The following is a 19,383-nucleotide window of genomic DNA, read 5'->3' on the forward strand; positions in this document are numbered from 1 at the left end:
TAGGTTAGTGATAGATTTTATTTAGTGCAATTTGGTAATGAACATCCGTAAGCTTTGAGGGCTAAAGCATTAAATGAGGGCGAAATATTTTGTTTTAACAGTGAATCGATCGCCATTTGGGCATAATTACTATCAGCATCTGTGCAATATCTAGTTTTATTGTAATTACCACGATAATATAAATTATGACCGGCATCTAAAAGAACAGCCTGCGGGGTCGAAATCACACCGCATTTTTGAGCTATGCCTTCATCAAAATAAACTGGAATCTGCGCTCCAAACTTTTGCTGAATTTCTTCAATAGAAAAAGTCTTCTTTTTGTTTAAAACAACAATTTTAAAATTGACTTTATCACCATATTTCTTTATCAAATCACTTACATGCGGAACATTGAAGCGTGAACAAGGACAATCCGGATTAAAGAAATGAAAAAAAACAGGTTTGTTATCAAATGCGCAGCATTGTGACAAATCAATTTTAGAACCCATTGCGATAGCATGGTAATTCTTCGGAATTGGCGTTGGCAGACTATATTTAAATTCATTCTGCCAAAAAAGATAACCAACTGAAAATAGTAAAAGTGTAAACCATAAAGCTAAGAGTATTTTTTTCTTCATATTATTATTTTTTTAGTAATTAAGAGCAAAAAATATAAACACTTGTTAATATAATTATTAAATAATTTCTGTAAAAAACCTAAAAAACTACATCTAACCTATTATTAAAGCAAATAATCTTACAGTATTTTATACCTATTATTGGCAAAACCGGCATTTTGTTTAACATAGTAATGTTACAAATAAATTCGATAAAGTGCAAAAAAAATCGGACAAATGCGAAAAAAAATTATGAAGTATGAGCAATCATTGGAGATGAAAGGAAATAAAAATTAAAACATAAAATTTTACTTTTATACCAAACACAAACATATCAGTTTGATTACAAGATATATAGATAAAAAACTATCAAAGCTGTTAAGAATTATTAAAAAAAAAGCAGCATTTATATTTAAACCTTTTCTCAAAAGCGAAGTCTAAAAGCAAACTTTGGCAGTTATAGCTCATAAAAGCGATTTGAAATTATAGTAATCCAAGTGTTAAATAAAAGCTAACACCTTTTGGTTTCAGTACAAAAAGTTAAATTTGTTAGCTGCAAAAAAAATACAACAAAAAAACATTCACCTAAATTTTATGAAATTAAAACACCTAATCTACGCCTTGATAATCATCGTTTTAGGAGGATTTATTACCTATCGGATAATATCCAATAAAAGCAAAAATGACGAATCAAAAAAATTTGGCGACAAAGATAAACCAACAACAGTCACTGGACTTGTAGTTAAAACTTCGACATTTGATAACAACTTATCTTTATCAGGTTCAATCGAAGCAAACGAACAAATTGAAATTCACAGTGAAGTTTCGGGAATTGTAGAAGGCATTTATTTTAATGAAGGAAGTTACGTGAATAAAGGTCAGATACTTTTTAAAGTAAACGACATCGAATTAAAAGCACAATTAAGACAAGCAGTAACCAAAGAAGGCTTAGCTGCAGAAAATGAAAGAAGAGCAAAACTTTTACTTCAAAAAGAAGCAATCAGTCAGGAAGAAGCTGATGTTGCAAGAGCAGATTATGCTTCGGCACAGGCTCAAAGTCAATTAATTAGAGCGCAAATTTCTAAAACATCTGTAAAAGCACCTTTTTCAGGAAAAGTGGGTCTGCGTTCTATTTCACCAGGAACCTATATTACACCAACAGTTTTAGTAGCAAAACTGGTCAACACAGGAAAATTAAAAATCACATTCTCAATTCCTGAGAAATATGCATCGCAGGTAAAATCCGGTTCAACAATCGATTTTACAGTTTCTGGTTCAGATAAAACCTATTCAGCAAAAATTTACGCAATTGAGCCAGAAGTGGCAGTTGCAACGCGAACTTTACAAATTCGTGCCATTGCAGATAATATTGACGGAAAACTTTTTCCGGGAACTTTTGCCGATGTAAAATTACCATTAAACATTATTAAAGATGCCATAGTTGTACCTTCTCAGGCTATTGTTCCTGTACAAGACGGTAAAAAAGTTTTTATTGCAGACATGGGTAAAGCCAAAGAAGTTATGGTTGATGCAACAACAAGAACTGACGCTTCTATTTTGATTTTATCAGGATTAAAAGCCGGAGATACTTTAATAACAAGCGGTGTTATGTCATTAAAAAATGAAGCACCTATTAAAGTAAAAGTAAAATAGTCATAAAGCCGAAAGTCCAAAGTCATAAGACTTGAATATAGATTTAAAGATGGCGGTAAGATTTAGCAATAAATCTGAAATCTAAAATCAACAATCTAAAATAAATCACAAATGAGTTTATCAACTACAAGCATAAGAAGACCTGTTTTAACCATTGTACTGAATTTATTAATCATATTATTCGGTTTTATTGGTTATACATTTTTGGGTGTGCGGGAATTTCCTTCTATCGACCCGGCGCAGGTTTCTATCAGAACAAGTTACACAGGTGCTAACGCCGACATTATAGAATCGCAGATTACTGAACCTCTTGAAAAAGCTGTAAATGCTATTGACGGAATACGAAATATTACTTCTTCAAGTAATCAGGGAAGCAGTAATATTACCATTGAGTTTAATCTTGATAAAGATTTAGAAGAAGCTGCAAACGACGTTCGTGATAAGGTTTCACAAGCCATTAGAAGTTTACCGCAGGATATTGATGCCGCTCCTGTTGTATCAAAAGCAGATGCCGATAGTGACGCTATTATTTCGATGACTGTTCAAAGTGACACCAGAAGTTCTTTAGAATTAAGTGATTATGCTGAAAATGTTATTTCTCAGCGATTAGAGACAATTCCGGGTGTGAGCAGCGTGCAGATTTGGGGTCAAAAACGTTACGCAATGCGTTTATGGATCGATCCTGTAAAATTAACGGCCTACGGCTGTACGGTTGCCGAAGTTCGCGATGCATTAAATGCACAAAATGTCGAATTACCTTCGGGAAAACTGACTGGAAACAATACCGAATTAACCGTAAAAACAATTGGTAACTTATCAAAAGCCGAAGAATTTAACAATATTATTATTCGTACCGACGGGGATAAAATCGTTCGTTTAAGCGATGTGGGCGGCGCAGAATTAGGACCTGAAAATTTAGAAACAAAACTAAGCCAGTCAGGGCTTCCATTAATTGGTTTGGCAATTGTGCCAATGCCGGGAGCTAATTACTTAGATATTTCGAAAGAATTTTACAAAAAATACGAAGCTCTTAAAAAGGATCTTCCAAAAGATATTAAACTGAATATTGCGCTGGACAATACTATTTTCGTAAAAAAATCGGTACTTGAAGTTGCCGAAACTTTAGGGATTTCGATTATTCTGGTAATCATCATTATTTATCTTTTCTTTAGAGACTGGGCAATTGCGTTCAGGCCTTTAATTGATATTCCGGTTTCATTGATTGCTACTTTCTTTATCATGTGGCTTTTTGGGTTCTCAATTAATGTCCTAACATTATTAGCAATTGTTTTAGCAACAGGTCTGGTTGTAGATGACGGAATTGTAGTTACCGAAAATATCTTTAAAAAAGTTGAAGAAGGAATGTCGCCAATCGAAGCTGCGATTAAAGGTTCTAATGAGATTTTTTATGCCGTAATTTCAATTTCGGTAACACTTGCGGCGGTATTTTTGCCGGTAATTTTCTTAGAAGGTTTCGTGGGCCGGCTCTTTAGGGAATTTGGTGTTGTAATTGGTGCAGCCGTTTTAATTTCTGCCTTCGTATCATTGACTTTAACGCCAATGTTAAATGCTTATTTAATGAAAGGCGGCGAACAGAAAAAATCAAAATTTTATACTAAAACGGAGCCTTTCTTTGAAAAATTAAACAGCGGTTATGCTGAGGCTCTAACTAAATTCATGGACAAAAAATGGATTAGTTTCCCAATTTTAATTGTTTGTTTTGGATTGATTTATTTGTTCTTTACCATTCTGCCAAAAGAAACAGCTCCTTATGATGACAGAAGTGCTGTAACTATGCGTATGACAACTCCCGAGGGATCTTCATACGAATATACAGACCGCTTTATGCAGGAAATCTCAAAATTAATTGATGATTCTATTCCAGAGAAAAAAGTGAGTTTAGTAATTACTTCTCCTGGATTTAGTTCAAATTCGGTTAACAGCGGATTGGTCAGACTTGCATTAAAGGATGTCGACGAAAGAAAAAAATCGCAAAAAGATATTGCTGACGAATTAACAAAATGGACAAAACAATATCCTAATGCTAAAACTTCTGTAACACAGCAGCCTACAATTGCCGTAAACAGACGCGGCGGTCTGCCGATTCAATATATTATCCAGGCTCCGAATTTTGAAAGATTAAAAGAAAAAATTCCTGTTTTTATGGATGAAGTTGGCAAAAGTGATGTTTTCTCTACTACCGATGTTAATTTAAAATTCAACAAACCTGAAATTAACGTAAGTATTGACCGTGCAAAAGCAGAAAGTTTAGGTATTTCGATTTTAGATATTGCACAGACTTTACAGCTTTCATTAAGCGGGCAGCGTTTTGGGTATTTCATTAAAAACGGAAAACAATATCAGGTTATTGGTCAGTTTGATCAAAAAGACAGATCAAAACCTCTGGATTTAACGTCGATGTTTGTAAAGAACAAAAGCGGGCAGTTAATTCAAATGGATAACGTTGTAAATGTTGCAGAGCAGAGTAATCCGCCGCAATTGTACCATAATAACCGTTATATGTCTGCAACTGTTTCTGCAGGTTTAGCACCGGGAAAAAGCATCAATGATGGTATTCAGGAAATGGACAGAATTAAAACTAAAGTTTTAAACGACAGTTTTACAACAGATTTAAGTGGAGAATCGCGAGATTTTGTCGAAAGCAGCTCAAATACTTCTTTTGCATTTGGATTAGCTTTATTATTGATTTTCCTGATTCTAGCTGCACAGTTTGAAAGTTTTATCGATCCGTTTATTATCATATTAACGGTGCCAATGGCGGTTGCGGGAGCTTTATTTTCACTTTGGTTATTCAACCAGACCTGGAATATTTTCAGCCAGATTGGAACTGTAATGCTTATTGGTCTGGTAACAAAAAACGGTATTTTGATTGTCGAATTTGCCAATCAGTTACGAGAACAGGGCAAACCAAAAATGGAAGCCATTCTCGAAGCATCAGAAGCACGTTTACGCCCTATCTTGATGACCAGTTTAGCCATTGCATTAGGTGCATTGCCAATTGCAATGTCACTTGGAGCCGCTTCTACCAGTAGAATTGGTATGGGAGTTGTAATTGTGGGAGGAACAATTTTCTCCCTTGCTTTGACCCTTTTTGTTATTCCGGCTATTTATTTTATGTGGTCTAAAGCCAGAAAACATTATCCTGAATTTGATCGTATCGACGAATACGAAAAAGAAAGTAAATAAATATTTATTAGCCTCGAATTCAGAATTTTATTAAATTAATTCGTGAATTCGGGGCAAAAGAAAAATAACATGAATATTAAGAATATATACTGCACTTTAATAGTTCTGTTCTTTTGCATTGTTAAAACAAATGCACAAGAAGTTTTGACTATTGAAGAAGCAATGAAAATCGCTTTAGAAAATAATTTTGAGATTAAAATTGCCAAAAATAATTCGACAATAAGCGAAACAAATGTTACTGTTGGAAATGCGGGCATACTGCCAACCGCTACAGCTAATATTGTAGACAATAATAGTGTTACCAACTCAACTCAGGTACGTCAGGACGGAACATCGACTACATTAAACAATGCAAAAAACAACAGTTTAACGTATGGAGTCAGCTTAGGCTGGACGGTTTTTGACGGAATGAGAATGTTTGCCCGATACGATCAGTTAAAAGAACTTCAAAAATTAGGCGATGCCGAATTAAAAAGAACAATTCTCGTAAAAATTGGTCAGGTAAATTCTGCTTATTATGATTTAGTACAGCAACAGCATCAATTAGCCGCTTTAGATACTACAATTGTAATTTCTAAACAAAGAGTAGAATTGGCACAAAATCGTTTCACTATTGGTAAAGCTTCAAAATTAGAAGTTTTAAATGCGCAGGTTGATTTAAATACAGATCAGGTTACTTTATTGAGACAAAAAGAATCGTATGCTAATGCTAAAATATTATTGAATCAATATCTTGCCCGTGACCCTAAAATCAACTTCACAGTGACTGATATCGTTACTGTTGATGAAAAACTGGTTTTGGCCGATTTAATGGATTTGGCACAAAAACAAAATCCGGCTTTAGAATCGCAGATAATCAATAAACGTATTGCCGAATTACAGCTTAAACAAGTAAAAGCAAGTAGATACCCAACTGTAAATTTAACTTCGGGTTATAATTTTGCCGAAAGTCAGTCAAGTTTAGGATTTACAAGCGAAAACTCTTCAAGAGGTTTTACCTACGGTTTTAATGCTTCGATGAATATTTTTGACGGATTTAACCAGCATCGAAATGAAAAAGTAGCCAAGCTTCAAATCGAAAATTCTCAAATTGCTATCGATCAGCAAAATACGATTTTGAACACGCAGTTAAGCACAGCTTTTCAAACGTATTTAACCAATTTAGAATTAATTGATTTAGAAGAAAATAACGAAGCAATTGCCAGACAAAATTTAGAAATTACTTTAGATAAATTTAGAATTGGAACTATTACAACCATTGATTTTAGAACAGCTCAGCTAAATTATGTAAACGCAAAAGTTCGTTACAGCAACGCACAATACGAAGCAAAATTATCTGAAATTGCCTTAAAAGAATTAGCAGGAAATATTAATTTTTAAACTAAATTTGTTTCAAAACAAACTTAGATGATCTCTTATAATACCAAAGAATGGTTTACATTTATATTCCATTTTCATAAATCTGATACCGTTAGAAAACTTTTACCAATCATGCTTGCGATTGGTATTTATGCCGCAGCCGTTGGTTATCTGGAAGTTGAATACTTTAAAGTTGGCAAAAACGATTATATACATAACATTCCTATCATGCACGGAATGCTTGGTTTTGTAATTTCGTTATTGCTCGTTTTTAGAACAAATACCGCTTATGACCGCTGGTGGGAAGGCCGCAAACTTTGGGGAGGTCTCGTAAACAGCAGCCGTAATCTGACTATAAAACTTTCGGCTATTTTAAAAGACGAAAACGACAGGAGTTTCTTTAAAAAATTTATTCCGCTGTATGCTGATATTCTGCACAAACATTTAAAAGATGCCGATACCAGTAAACAGCTTTTTGAAGATGTTGATTTAGAAATAGATCATCATAAACACAAACCAAATCAGTTAAAAAAAATCATGTATCATAAAATCAATGATTTGTATGATGCAAAAAAAATTACCGGCGATCAATTAATTATTTTAAATAACGAATTACAGTCATTTACAGATATCTGCGGTGCGTGCGAGCGTATTAAAAATACACCTATTCCCTACTCTTACAGCGCATTTATCAAGAAATTTATCTTCTTTTATACCATGACGCTTCCGTTTGGGTATTCTATTAGCCTGGGATATTTTGTAGCGCCGGTTGTCGTTTTTATATTTTATGTTTTGGCAAGTTTGGAGCTTATTGCAGAAGAAATCGAAGATCCGTTTGGAGATGACGAAAACGATCTTCCAACAAAAAAGATTTCTGAAAACATCAAAAAACATATCGAAGAATTGATTTAAACGAACTAAAACTCAAAAGAGTAACACATTATTTTGAGCTTATCAAACGTTTTAAGTCAGAAAAAACAAAATAAATTCTTTCTTACTACAATTCTCAATCCTTATATTTGTATCCTGATAAAAGAATAAAACTAACATGAAAATATCTTACAACTGGTTAAAACAATTCATTAAAACTGATTGGACATCTGAACAAACTTCTGAATTATTGACAGATTTGGGTCTTGAAGTTGAAGTTGTAGAAAAATACCAGTCAATTAAAGGCGGATTAGAAGGGGTTGTTGTAGGACATGTGCTTACCTGCGAAAAACATCCTGATGCCGACAGATTAAAAGTTACTACAGTAAATATTGGTTTAGAGACCCCTGTACAAATTGTATGTGGTGCAGCAAATGTGGCTGCGGGACAAAAAGTTCCTGTTGCAACTATTGGAACCGTTTTATATGATAAAGATGGTGTTGAATTTACTATTAAAAAAGGTAAAATTCGCGGACAGGAAAGCCACGGAATGATTTGTGCCGAAGATGAACTAGGTCTTGGTAATGGTCACGACGGAATTATGGTCCTGGATGAAAATCTGGTTCCGGGAACTAAGGCTTCTGAAGTTTTTCAAATTGCAGATGATGAAGTTTTTGAAATTGGTTTAACGCCAAACCGTGCCGATGCAATGAGCCACTTTGGTACTGCACGTGATTTAAGAGCCGGAATGCTTCAAAGAGGTGTAAATGTTGAATTGATTACGCCATCTGTAAGCAATTTTAGAGTAGATATGCGTACGCTTAAAATTGATGTTAATGTTGAAGAACCAGCTTTAGCACCAAGATACTGCGGTGTAACTATCTCAGGAATTACGGTTCACGAATCTCCAAAATGGCTTCAGGATCGTTTAAAATCGATTGGTTTAACGCCAAAAAATAATATTGTCGATGTTACTAATTATGTTTTACACGAATTAGGACAGCCGCTTCATGCTTTTGATGCTGCAAAAATTACCGGAAAAGTAATTGTAAAAACATTGCCAGAAGGAACAAAATTCACTACGCTTGATGATGTTGAAAGAACATTGCATGCTGAGGATTTAATGATTTGCGACGAAAAAGGACCGCTTTGTATAGCAGGTGTTTTTGGAGGAAAAAAATCTGGCGTTACAGATGGTACAACTTCTATTTTCTTAGAAAGTGCTTATTTTGATGCTGTAAGCGTTCGTAAAACAGCAAAAAGACATCAATTGAATACCGATGCTTCTTTTAGATTTGAAAGAGGAATTGACCCAACTATTACAGAATATGCTTTAAAACGTGCCGCTATCTTAATTCAGGAAGTTGCAGGTGGTAAAATCACTTGCGATGTTGTAGAAGTTTATCCTAAAAAAGTAGAAGATTTTTCGGTTTTATTGAATTTCAGCCACGTTTCTAAAATCATCGGACAGGAAATTCCAAAAGATACCATCAAAAAGATATTAGTTTCTTTAGATATTAAAGTAAACAGCGTTTCTGATACCGGTTTAGGCTTAACAATCCCGGCGTACCGTGTTGATGTTCAAAGAGAAATTGATGTTATCGAAGAAATTTTAAGAGTTTATGGTTACAACAATATTGAGTTTTCTAAAAAATTCAATGCAACGGTAGCCAATTCTCCAAGAACAGAAGATTATAAAGTACAAAATGTTATCGCTTCTCAATTAAACTCTCAAGGTTTTCATGAAATGATGGCAAATTCTTTAACAACAGCCGCGTATGCAAAATTATCGACTGTTTTAAAAGAAGAACACAATGTAACAATGTTGAATCCTTTGAGCAGTGATTTATCAACAATGCGTCAATCATTATTATTTTCTGCTCTTGAAGCGATTTCATATAATATCAATAGAAAAAATTCTGATTTAAAATTATTTGAATTTGGAAAATCATATCACAAATACCTAAACGGTTACGAAGAACACAAACATTTAACTTTGTCTATTTCTGGAAACAGAAATAAAGAAAGCTGGACAATGCCGCAAAAAGGAACTGATTTCTTCTTATTGAAAGGTTATGTAAAAGGTATTCTGGTTCGTTTGGGAATTGAAAAAATTTCAAATGCCCCGGTACAGTCTGATGTTTTCTCAGAAGGAACTTCAATTTGCTACAACAATGATACATTAGTTGAAATGGGAGTTGTGAAAAAATCGATTTTAAAGCATTTTGGGATTAAACAAGATGTTTATTATGCTGATTTCAACTGGGATTTGATTTTAAAAATCATTACAGGAAAAATTAAATATACTGAAATTCCTAAATATCCGGAAGTTCGCAGAGATTTAGCTTTGTTGATCGACGAAAAAACTACTTACGAAAGTATTTTTAATTTAGCGAGACAAACGGAAAAAGCTCTTTTAAAAGACATTAATTTATTTGATGTTTATCAGGGAGACAAACTTCCGGCAGGCAAAAAATCGTATGCGTTGAGCTTTACAATCCAGGATAATACAAAAACGCTTACTGATGCTCAGATTGACAAAATCATGTCGAAATTACAACAGACTTTTGAAACTGAACTTGGCGCAAGTTTAAGATAAATCTTAACGTTATTAAATAACAAACCCGACAGGTGTATTATACTTGTCGGGTTTATTTTTTTGTTTCAAGTCTCATGTTTCAAGTTTTTTAAAGTTTCAGGTTTCAGGTGGTTGCCTGAGTATTGTTTTACCATAAAACTCGCAAAGAATTTCACAAAGCTTTTGAAAAGTTTTTGTTGATCCACATCTTCAAAACATTTCTTTCTTTACGCAATCCTTTGCGGACTTTGCGGTTAATTAACAAGCTGCCAGGCCTGAAACCTTAAACACCAAAAAACAAAATCACTAACTAATTAAATATTTATTCCAAATTTGATCTCCAAATCTTAATTATTAATTATTGATTGTTAGTTATAAATTTTCATTCAGTCTTTTTCTGCTGAAAGAATTTTCTTTACTGCTGTTTATGCGCTTTTAGCATTAGTTTTTGCTCTTAAAAATTGACGTTATAAAATTATTTAATTGCAAAATAGTATTAAGCAGTATTTTAGCCCGTTTTTTTAGATAATTTTACCTGAAGAAAAAAGGGTATTTTTCCCCTTGCGTTGTTTTTAGACATCAAATAATTTTGTCGTCTACAATTAAAAAAAACTGTAAACTAAACAAGTAACCAATTAATTCATAAATAACAATGAAAAATCCACCAGCAAAACCTAGTCAGTTAATAACTAAAGAATTTGCAAAGCAATTGAATGTTAACTACAACAATAAAAAAGCGGCATCCTTAACAGGTAAACACGCTAAAAAAGAAGATGCAAACGCTATTTGGTATTCATTAGAAGCTTTAGAAAGTTATATACATTATATTAAAACCAATGGCGCAAAAGACGGATATAACGTAGATGGAATACGTTTTTATTTTGGTGTATATCCAGATGATGAACAACATGGCGATAAAGCCGGATTAACAACCCTATTCTTGGTTCCAACTGGAAAAAAAGTTGAAAATAATACCGCAAAAGTTCAAAGTTTTGCAATGGTTCAGGAATCAGCCCCTGCTGATATTCAAACTCTTGAACCTATGAATTACGGTAATATCGGTAGACCGCCAAGCTTAATCTATTAATAAAATTATGTTTGAATTTTTAAGATCGTATATCATTTATTTAGCTTTATTATCAGGAAGCATCGGATTAATTTCTATGCATAAATTACCTGGTAATAAAGCTAAATTTTTAGTAATTTTAATCTTTTTTTCTGCACTAATAGAATTAGTGGGATATTATTTTACTTATTTGACAGGCTTATTAAACTATTACGTCTATAATTTCTATATGTTTGTCAGCTTTTCTGCCTATATACTGCTGCTGCGGAGCCTTTTGTCGAAGATAAATTACAGAATGACGGCAGTTTATTTTTTGATCCTGTTTATTGTTTCGTTCTTTTTAAACATTATTTATTTTAAAGAAGATACAAACCGTTCGTTTACATACAGTTTTGCCATAGGTGTAATGTTAGTATTAATATTATCCTGCTTATATTTGGTAGAGATTTTTAATTCAGACAAAATTTTAAATTTCAAACGATCTGTTTTTTTCTGGTACATTTTAGGAATATTGGTTTTTCATGTTCCTTTTACGCCTTTTATGCTGGCTATCAATTGGTTTCTTATTAAACAAGACGAATCAGTATTTAGCTTAGTATTGTTCATCTTAAATTTTTTAGCACATAGCTGTTACATTATAGGATTTTTATGGAGCGAAAAGAAATACAATTATTAGTAATTTCATTAGGTATTGTTTTTTTTACTTTACTGGTCGTTGTACTTGTACTTTTCTTTTATTTTTTAAAGAAGAAGAACAGCTACCTGGTCGAAAAAATGGAATCTGAAATGTATTTTCAATCTGAATTAGTAAAAACCCGAATCGAAATTAAAGATCAGACGCTTTCTGAAATTAGTAAAGAACTTCATGATAATATCGGCCAGATTATTTCTGTTGGGATTATGCAGCTCAACATGTCTATAAGCAGTAAAAACATTCAGGTAAAGGAATTAAAAGATCTTAAGGATGTTTTGGCAAAAGCATTAGATGAACTCAGAATTTTATCACGTATCATTAACAAAGATAATTTGCTGCAGAGCAATTTTATCGAAGCTATAAAACAAGATTTAATACGTATAAAAAAACTTAAAAAAATTCAGTATCGTTATAATTTAGTTGGAGAAATCCCAAAGATAAGTGAAGAGCATGATTTATTTATTTACCGAATTTTTCAGGAAGCTTTACATAATAGCCTAAAACATTCTCACAGCGATTTATACGAAGTAAATATTGTAACAACTGAAACTCTTTTTCAATTAAAATTAAAGGATTTCGGAATTGGCTATGATCCTCTTAAAGCAAATTCCGGATTAGGATTAACCAACATGAAATTGCGGGCTAAACTTATTGGAGCCCAATTAATCATGGAATCAGATTCATCAGGAACAACTGTAACTTTAGAATACCCTTTAACCACAACCAATGAAACCGAATATTAAAAGTAAAATTATTATTGTCGACGATCATCAGCTTTTTTCCCAATCATTAGAACTTTTGATAAAAAGTTTTGGAGGCTACGATGTTATTGAGCGATTTGAAAACGGAAAAGTATTTATTTCTTACCTTCAGGAAAACCCCCATACCAATATTGACCTGGTATTATTAGATGTTAATATGCCTGTTTTAGACGGCCTAAGCACGATGAAATGGGTTAAAGAAAACAGATCTGATTTAAAAGTAATTGCGCTTTCTGTAAATGATGATGAAGAAATTATTATTAAAATGATTACTAACGGAGCAAAAGGTTATTTACTAAAAGATACATCACCGGAAATTTTTAAGGAAGCCATTGAATGTGTTATCGAAAAAGGATTTTATTTTACCGAATCAGTTTCGGCAATGCTCGTTAATAAAGTCAACAGCGATAATAAAAAAATCAGTTTAAAAGAAAAAGAACTGGTGTTTATTAAACATGCCTGCACTGAGATGACGTATAAAGAAATAGCCTCAGAAATGTGTTTAAGCCCTAAAACCATTGACGGTTACAGGGAATGTTTATTTGATAAATTAGAGATAAAAACGAGAATAGGTTTGGTTTTGTATGCCGTTAAACACAAAATTGTGTTTGTTTAACCTGTTGGGGCAAATAATTTTTAAACACATAGAAACATAGATTTAATACCTTGAAAAAAGGCGTTTCACTTATTTTAAACACACAGAGACAGCTATGTGTTAGAAACTGGTTTCTTTTTATATTCTTTTATATATTTAAAACCTATGTTTCTATGTGTTAAAAATTTCTTTAATTAATTATATCCAGCGCTTTTTATTAATAAGACAGCACTGCAAAAATGGGAAACTCTTTTATTTTTTCTCTTCCGTTAAGGAAAGTCAGCTCCATTAAAAAATTGCATTGAACGATTTCGCCGCCTAATTTTTCAACCAGCTCGCAGACTGCTTTTGCGGTTCCGCCGGTTGCCAGAACATCGTCGTGAATTAAAATACGGTCACCTTTTTTGATTGCATCCGTATGCATTTCAAGGCTGTCTGTACCATATTCTAATTCGTATGAAGCTGAAATAGTTTCAAAAGGCAGTTTTTTAGGTTTCCTTACCGGAACAAATCCTGCGTTTAGTTCTTGTGCCAATAACATCCCGAAGAAAAAACCACGACTTTCTGCCCCTACTACCTTATCAATTTTCTGTCCGTTAAGAGAATTTACCAAAAGAGATAAGCATTCCTGCCTTGCTTTTACATCATTTAACAACGGAGTGATATCTTTAAATAAAATTCCTTCTTTAGGAAAACCCTGAATATCACGTATATAATTTTCAATCTTCATTTTTTTTTATTTTTCTGTAATTTTTTGCTTGTTTATCTCGCATTTATCTCTATATTTGCACCCGCAAACAGCGTTCAACAAAGCTACGAAAATTAGCTCAATGAAACAAAAAGGCCTCGTGGCGCAACTGAATAGCGCATCTGATTACGGCTCAGAAGGTTACTGGTTTGAATCCAGTCGAGGTCACTCTACGGGACAAAAGATAAAAATTATCTTTTGTCCCGTTTTTTTATCCTTCACCTCTTTATTAATCAAATAGATACGACTTGCAATTTCATTTACTCTAGCGATTTGGAATTGATTATTTCTAAATGTAAAATTTTCGACTCCGTTCGCATCTGTCAGAATCAAATATCAGAATTTAAGTAATTTAAAAGTTAGCCTGCCAATTTACAGAATGATTTAAACATAGATATTCCTGGTCTGATTCTTTCTAAGCATATGAATAACCTCAATACCGCTTAGGGTTCTCTTTGCAGATTCAAAATTTTTAAAACCTAAACCGTTTTGTATGCGCCATTTGATAAAACGATGGTCCTGTATAATACTGTTAAGATATTTACATTGCCTGATTTTAATCTTTGAGAACGAACATTTGTTATAGACTTTGATCGCTGCAGCATTAGAACCGCTTTTATTAATGTTTATTACTCTTGGCCGACAGTTATTACTAATTGCTTTAATTAGAAATGAATGGGCGCTCATTCTCTGCCTTTTCTTAGTTAATAAGAAATCAACTGTATTGCCGGATCTATCAACTGCTCCATACAAATAACACCATTACCCTTTAATCTTAATGTAAGTCTCGTCCATTCTCCAACTACTGCCAACCTCTACTTTGCGTTTCTTCATTTGTGTCTCCATTAACGGTGCAAACTTATATACCCAGCGTTGAATTGTAGCATAATCAACTTGAACTCACCGTATTTTCATAATCTCTTCAACATCTCGATAACTTAAAGTAAACCTTAGTTTGAAATATACTTGCCTGTAGGATAATAGACTTTGGATAGCAATGACCTTTTGTATTCATTTTTCGATGGGTTTAAGATTCTAAAGATAAAAGTTATTACCAGATGCGACAGAACCTTATGTTCTGCTTTAATAAGCAAGTTTTTATCGACTTATTATCTTTAACAAAATATCAAACATAAGAGCCTTCATCTCATTATTGCAAAGGTTAATATCTGCGTTAGGAACACTTCCATGATAAATAATGTTTCTGATCCTTATAATTTCTGTTAATTCCACTTTATATTTATAAGGATTTAAACCTAAATGCAAAATGAAACTCTCAAACCTATTTATCAGTCCTGTTTTTTTTATAGAATTTTCCTTTAGATTTACTTTAGAATCAAGCTCGACTCTATCTGACTCCCATACTACTTCGCTAATTTCTTTATAGCTATTTGTTTTTTCTGTTCTGTTTGTAAAATCAAATTCTTCGTCAATTGTAAAAGAAGTTTCTTTTAAAGGATTTGACAAAAAAAAGTTTCTAACCTTTTCAATAATAATATATAGAATCATAAATGTAGAGATATCATCTAAATTTTTAATTCTTATTAAACAAGAAACTGCCTGCTCAACAAGCGATTTATAAGTTTGGTATTTCTCAAAACTTACTGATTGAGCAAAATCATAAAATGTTGGGTACATATCCTTTAAAAAATATGTTTCAAAATAATCCAAATTTTCATTGGTAAATTTGAAAACTTCTCTTGTTTTATAATCATTGATTCGAAGAGAAGCACTAAAAAAATCAATGCTTTTTTCCCAGTAAAATGACATCAATAGACATAAATCTTCTCCTAATTCGAGTAGTTCAAAGTCTTTTAAAGCTTTACTTTTATCGATCAAGGTCAGGTATGCATCTCTGGTTATCAAAAAATCTTTAACCGAAGAACTTGATTTACAGGAATGCTTAAAATGAAGAATAAAACTGACCGGGCCAAAATCCGTTCTTCGATTCTCATTTTGTTCAATAAACTTATTATCCTCCTCATATTTTCCCGGCAAACCATATTTTATATAACGATCAAGATGAAGAAAAATGTTTTCTGTTATTTTAAATTGTGCTTCGATATCACATTCGCCATTTTGAATAAGCTCGAGATTATCCAAAATAAGTATCAATGTTTTTTTATCCTGATCCAAACAATGTGTTTCCTTAATTTCAATCAGGGAACTCCTCGAAAAATCAAGAACATCATTATGATCCCAAGGATTTTGCGCAATAACAGGGGTTATTAATTTCAGGATATTAACTCCCGAAGTTTTTAAAAAGTTTAATTTCTGATATAAGAAATCCTGCGGCTTATAATAAATTATTAACTGCAGTTTTTCAGGCTTTCTTTTATTGTAGAGTAAACTTGACTCATATTGGATATTTTCTATATTACCGTTAATTATTTCATGTAAAAGCTCTCGATGTTTTGAAAATTGCAAATTTATTTGAAGATCCTTCTGGAAATATCCTTTCATTTTTTTGTAACATTGTGAATAGCAGACTTAAATAGCAGATAATAAAAACACTAAACAAAATGATATAGAAACCTTTAAATCTGGTTTAGTTTTGTCTGTCTTGCCATCTGTATTTTTTAATATATTTTTTACCTTTTTTAATCCTTAATCATTTATTTTCAAGTAATTTTTTAAAATAGAAGGCAGCATATATACATTCACTCTAACTTTTCCGAAGAAGTTAATTTCTTTTCTGATTAGATTTACAGCACTTAAAAAACTTTCTTCCTGAGGAGACAATGAAGTTTTGCTCCTAAGTTTAAGCTTTCTTTTATATAGAAATAAATATTTCAAAACATTTGAGTAGTTATTTCTGTCAAGAAAATCTAAAGAATTAAGCATATGAACTTTGTCCTGAAAATAAATATCATTCTGAGTATTAGTCCCATGCTTACGATAGGGTACAAAAAACAAAGGATAATATTTAATCTTTTTAGCTGTAGTAAAAACATTAAACCTGAAGTGATTATCCTCTCCGTATATGATTGAATTATCAAATGTATAATTATCGAAGACTTCTCTTTTAGTCAATATTGAATGCATCACTGAATATCTTAAATGGATCATCAAACTTCTAAAATGCTTGTAAAAAAGAAGATGCCCCATCGTATACATCCAGAAATTTCTTAAGAGTTTAAAGAAAATTTCAGCGAAAGACATTTTTGATATGAGCTCTTGACAAGAACTGTCTTTAGAAAAAACACTTATGAAATTGGATATTACTATTTCAGCGTTTGTTGAAACGGCTTTTTTATAGAACCAAGAAAGTGTATCTCTGCTTATACAATCATCATCATCAATAAACATCACATATTTTGAATTATCATCCAGATACTTTCCTCTAAAAGATTCATTTCTACAATAAGAAATCGTCATTTCTTCGGGCAAAAATATTTTTTTCACATTAAACTTATCTGAAGTAATATTTTTTACATAGTCAGCTGTTTTTTCATTTGAATAATTATCGATAATGATAACTTCAAAATTATTAAATGTCTGCTCTTCCAGCGATTTGAGAAGGTGACTCAGTAAATGCTGTCTATTTTTTGATATTATAATAACCGAAATCATTTTATTTTAGTAATTTTTATTAATTTGATTTTTTATTTCTCTTACTGACATTTTAGATCGGAAATCTTAAATTCAGGTTTTTTTATCCTCATCTTCAGTAGAAAAACGCAATACTTTTATTACGTTAGATATTCAATTTAAATATTAGAAGTTTTTAAAATATTTTTCAAAAAAATCCAAATTATTAAAAATAAAAAAATGATCTCCTTCAAGTTCAGCTATCTGAACAGAGGCTACGCTTTCTCTTTTCCAGCCTTGCATTACAAAATTTCCGTCTGAGTGTTCTTCTGATCCGTAAAACACATCTATAGGGATTTTTAGTTTATCCTTATTTTCCTGATAAGTATATGATTCATAAATAGAAAAGTCAGCTCTTAAAATAGGTATTACAAAGCTCTTGAAATCCTCATTATCCCTGAAGTCTTTTGGTATTCCTCCTAAGCTGCAAACTTCCTTCCAAAACATCTCATCAGATTGATGTGTATATTTTATAGTACGAAGCCTGGAAGGAGGTGTCCTTCCAGTTATTACAAGTTTTTTTGGCATTTTACGGTTCATTTTCTGAATTTTGACTGATACTTCATATGCAAGTAACCCTCCCATACTATGCCCGTAAAGGATATAATTTTCGTTATTATCCAGTATATTTGATATCTGGCTCAGGCAGTCTTCCAGCAATTCTTCAAATGTTCCTGCAAATTTCTCTCTCATTCTGGTTCCTCTACCCGAGTATTCTATTACCTTAATCTTATCTTTATTCTCCATTTTTTCAATAAGATTTTGGTAGGAAAGCTTGTGACCTCCGGCAAAGGGGAAAAAAATTATATTCATCATTTAATAATAATCTTATTATTTTGAGTTAAACAACCATTCCGGAATCATGTCTGTGTCATATAAATCCGGATATACTGTGTGTTCTAAGCCGGAAATCTCCCAATAGGTGTAGTTTTTATTATTCATTTTTTGTAGATATTTTACCAGCTTTCTATCCGGTTCTATAGGGTTTTCTGTATCTGCATTTCCATGAATGATCCATATTGGTGACTTCGCCGCTTTTTTACCAAAATCTTTATCAGGAATCCCGGAAATACTCACAGAAGCTTTAAATATATCCGGATGTCTGGTCAGCAGATTATATAATGTGGAGCTTCCCATTGAAAAACCTATTCCGTAAACACGCTTTTTATCGACGTTAAGCTTTGTAGTCAGACTTTTTATAAGTTCTGAGGTTGCATCCAGACAATAGTCATTTGGTACGGAATACATAAGTTTAGACTCATCAAAAAAGTAATTAGAGGAACGCATAGAATATTGTATTGCTATTACATATGCTGGGTATTTTTTACGTACTTTTTCCTGAAGCCAGTATTTAGGGAGAGTAGTAATCTGGTTTTTATTGTCATTCCCTATTCCTCCTGAATGGGGAAATATAATAACCAGCGGATACTTTTTTCCTGCCTCGACCGAAACTGGTTCAAGAATCCTGTAATTAAGTATGGAGTCATTATAGCTAAATTTTTCATACTTAAATAATGAATCGTCTAACTTCGTTATTTTTCCTCTTTTTTCCTTTATATCATCTTGCGAAAATTTATTTTCGGTTAGTAAATAATGAGAATTCTGTGCTTTACAAGCAAAAATAAAAACTATTATTATAGAAAAAACCAAGCTTTTATTTACCAT

15 protein-coding genes, 1 tRNA gene and 1 pseudogene are annotated in these 19,383 nt (G+C 32.4%); 10 read left to right on the forward strand and 7 right to left on the reverse strand.

Going from position 1 to position 19,383, the window contains the following annotated elements:
- Positions 1-17 precede the first annotated feature (17 nt).
- A complete protein-coding gene (locus LUU93_RS03540) occupies positions 18-617 on the reverse strand; it encodes a TlpA family protein disulfide reductase (RefSeq protein WP_232678360.1) in 600 nt (199 codons plus the stop codon).
- Positions 618-1,190: 573 nt separating this feature from the next.
- Here LUU93_RS03540 and LUU93_RS03545 point away from each other — a divergent pair.
- The 9 genes from LUU93_RS03545 to LUU93_RS03585 all read left to right on the forward strand — a co-directional run bounded on the left by LUU93_RS03545 (position 1,191) and on the right by LUU93_RS03585 (position 13,400).
- Positions 1,191-2,249, forward strand: a complete 1,059-nt coding sequence (locus LUU93_RS03545) for an efflux RND transporter periplasmic adaptor subunit (RefSeq protein ID WP_232678362.1) — start codon at positions 1,191-1,193, stop codon at positions 2,247-2,249.
- 111 nt (positions 2,250-2,360) lie between these two features.
- Positions 2,361-5,456, forward strand: coding sequence for an efflux RND transporter permease subunit (locus tag LUU93_RS03550; protein WP_232678364.1), 3,096 nt, complete (start codon positions 2,361-2,363; stop codon positions 5,454-5,456).
- Between the two features lie 69 nt (positions 5,457-5,525).
- Positions 5,526-6,836 carry a TolC family protein gene (locus LUU93_RS03555; protein ID WP_232678366.1) on the forward strand — a complete coding sequence of 437 codons (1,311 nt, stop codon included), beginning with the start codon at positions 5,526-5,528 and terminating at the stop codon, positions 6,834-6,836.
- A 27-nt stretch (positions 6,837-6,863) separates the two neighbouring features.
- The gene (locus LUU93_RS03560) at positions 6,864-7,727 is read left to right on the forward strand and encodes a bestrophin family protein (RefSeq protein ID WP_232678368.1); all 864 of its coding nucleotides are present in this window, start codon (positions 6,864-6,866) and stop codon (positions 7,725-7,727) included.
- A gap of 136 nt (positions 7,728-7,863) precedes the next feature.
- Positions 7,864-10,284, forward strand: coding sequence for a phenylalanine--tRNA ligase subunit beta (gene pheT, locus LUU93_RS03565; protein WP_232678370.1), 2,421 nt, complete (start codon positions 7,864-7,866; stop codon positions 10,282-10,284).
- A 631-nt stretch (positions 10,285-10,915) separates the two neighbouring features.
- Positions 10,916-11,350: a hypothetical protein gene (locus tag LUU93_RS03570; RefSeq protein WP_232678372.1), complete on the forward strand. Its 435-nt coding sequence runs from the start codon at positions 10,916-10,918 to the stop codon at positions 11,348-11,350.
- 7 nt (positions 11,351-11,357) lie between these two features.
- Entirely contained in the window at positions 11,358-12,005 is a 648-nt protein-coding gene (locus tag LUU93_RS03575; protein WP_232678373.1) for a hypothetical protein, read from the forward strand.
- Positions 11,978-12,766, forward strand: a complete 789-nt coding sequence (locus LUU93_RS03580) for a sensor histidine kinase (RefSeq protein WP_232678375.1) — start codon at positions 11,978-11,980, stop codon at positions 12,764-12,766. The genes LUU93_RS03575 and LUU93_RS03580 overlap by 28 nt, the downstream gene beginning before the upstream one ends.
- A complete protein-coding gene (locus tag LUU93_RS03585) occupies positions 12,750-13,400 on the forward strand; it encodes a response regulator transcription factor (protein WP_232678377.1) in 651 nt (216 codons plus the stop codon). The genes LUU93_RS03580 and LUU93_RS03585 overlap by 17 nt, the downstream gene beginning before the upstream one ends.
- Before the next feature lie 196 nt (positions 13,401-13,596).
- Here LUU93_RS03585 and LUU93_RS03590 read toward each other — a convergent pair whose 3' ends face one another.
- Positions 13,597-14,109: an adenine phosphoribosyltransferase gene (locus tag LUU93_RS03590; RefSeq protein WP_232678379.1), complete on the reverse strand. Its 513-nt coding sequence runs from the start codon at positions 14,107-14,109 to the stop codon at positions 13,597-13,599.
- A gap of 112 nt (positions 14,110-14,221) precedes the next feature.
- On the opposite strand from LUU93_RS03590, the gene LUU93_RS03595 reads away from it, so the two are divergent.
- Positions 14,222-14,295 (forward strand) — tRNA-Arg (locus LUU93_RS03595).
- Between the two features lie 191 nt (positions 14,296-14,486).
- On the opposite strand, the pseudogene LUU93_RS03600 reads toward LUU93_RS03595, so the two are convergent.
- The 5 genes and pseudogenes from LUU93_RS03600 to LUU93_RS03620 form a co-directional block, all read right to left on the reverse strand.
- Positions 14,487-15,142, reverse strand: a pseudogene (locus tag LUU93_RS03600) (IS6 family transposase).
- A gap of 83 nt (positions 15,143-15,225) precedes the next feature.
- Positions 15,226-16,263, reverse strand: a complete 1,038-nt coding sequence (locus LUU93_RS03605; protein ID WP_232678381.1) for a hypothetical protein — start codon at positions 16,261-16,263, stop codon at positions 15,226-15,228.
- Between the two features lie 471 nt (positions 16,264-16,734).
- Complete coding sequence (locus LUU93_RS03610) at positions 16,735-17,700, reverse strand: glycosyltransferase (protein WP_232678383.1); 966 nt, start codon at positions 17,698-17,700, stop codon at positions 16,735-16,737.
- A 144-nt stretch (positions 17,701-17,844) separates the two neighbouring features.
- A complete protein-coding gene (locus LUU93_RS03615) occupies positions 17,845-18,534 on the reverse strand; it encodes a thioesterase II family protein (protein ID WP_232678386.1) in 690 nt (229 codons plus the stop codon).
- Positions 18,535-18,549: 15 nt separating this feature from the next.
- Entirely contained in the window at positions 18,550-19,383 is an 834-nt protein-coding gene (locus LUU93_RS03620; protein WP_232678388.1) for a carboxylesterase family protein, read from the reverse strand.

The organism is Flavobacterium soyae, assembly GCF_021245985.1.
Classification (GTDB): Bacteria; Bacteroidota; Bacteroidia; order Flavobacteriales; family Flavobacteriaceae; genus Flavobacterium; species Flavobacterium soyae.

Bases quoted from the DNA above. Each gene is read 5' to 3' on its own strand.
- LUU93_RS03590 (WP_232678379.1), bottom strand. From the start codon at position 14,109: ATGAAGATTGAAAATTATATACGTGATATTCAGGGTTTTCCTAAAGAA.
- LUU93_RS03570 (WP_232678372.1), top strand. From the start codon at position 10,916: ATGAAAAATCCACCAGCAAAACCTAGTCAGTTAATAACTAAAGAATTT.
- LUU93_RS03580 (WP_232678375.1), top strand. From the start codon at position 11,978: ATGGAGCGAAAAGAAATACAATTATTAGTAATTTCATTAGGTATTGTT.
- LUU93_RS03615 (WP_232678386.1), bottom strand. From the start codon at position 18,534: ATGATGAATATAATTTTTTTCCCCTTTGCCGGAGGTCACAAGCTTTCC.
- LUU93_RS03575 (WP_232678373.1), top strand. From the start codon at position 11,358: ATGTTTGAATTTTTAAGATCGTATATCATTTATTTAGCTTTATTATCA.
- LUU93_RS03555 (WP_232678366.1), top strand. From the start codon at position 5,526: ATGAATATTAAGAATATATACTGCACTTTAATAGTTCTGTTCTTTTGC.
- LUU93_RS03540 (WP_232678360.1), bottom strand. From the start codon at position 617: ATGAAGAAAAAAATACTCTTAGCTTTATGGTTTACACTTTTACTATTT.
- pheT (WP_232678370.1), top strand. From the start codon at position 7,864: ATGAAAATATCTTACAACTGGTTAAAACAATTCATTAAAACTGATTGG.
- LUU93_RS03620 (WP_232678388.1), bottom strand. From the start codon at position 19,383: ATGGTAAATAAAAGCTTGGTTTTTTCTATAATAATAGTTTTTATTTTT.
- LUU93_RS03545 (WP_232678362.1), top strand. From the start codon at position 1,191: ATGAAATTAAAACACCTAATCTACGCCTTGATAATCATCGTTTTAGGA.
- LUU93_RS03585 (WP_232678377.1), top strand. From the start codon at position 12,750: ATGAAACCGAATATTAAAAGTAAAATTATTATTGTCGACGATCATCAG.
- LUU93_RS03560 (WP_232678368.1), top strand. From the start codon at position 6,864: ATGATCTCTTATAATACCAAAGAATGGTTTACATTTATATTCCATTTT.
- LUU93_RS03550 (WP_232678364.1), top strand. From the start codon at position 2,361: ATGAGTTTATCAACTACAAGCATAAGAAGACCTGTTTTAACCATTGTA.
- LUU93_RS03610 (WP_232678383.1), bottom strand. From the start codon at position 17,700: ATGATTTCGGTTATTATAATATCAAAAAATAGACAGCATTTACTGAGT.